Genomic DNA, 255 nt, shown 5'->3' with positions numbered 1-255 from the left:
CCTTATTTTGGCCAGTTCAGGATTGTTTTGCGAGGCGGTTACCTGTTTGGTCTTGCAGTCTCTGTCAAAATAATTATACTTAACAAAGGCTTTTATTTTTCTGGCTTTTAACAAGTTGTAGTTTTCCCGCGAACCATAGCCAGCATCGGCAACTAACTCTTTGGGAACTTTTTTGTATGAACTCTCAAAACTATCAATATGCGGGATAAGTGTTTTGGTGTCGGTGGGATTCGGATGCAGGCTGTAGTGCAGGAT

The 255-nt window shown here is 41.6% G+C and carries 1 pseudogene; it reads right to left on the bottom strand.

Annotated features, from left to right (window positions below):
- Positions 1 to 255: pseudogene (locus LUU93_RS21645) on the bottom strand (IS5/IS1182 family transposase); the annotation flags it as partial.

It is taken from the genome of Flavobacterium soyae, assembly GCF_021245985.1.
Taxonomy (GTDB): Bacteria; Bacteroidota; Bacteroidia; order Flavobacteriales; family Flavobacteriaceae; genus Flavobacterium; species Flavobacterium soyae.
The sequence above is the reverse complement of the archived record's forward strand: the minus strand, read 5'-3'. Positions and strand labels throughout refer to the sequence as shown.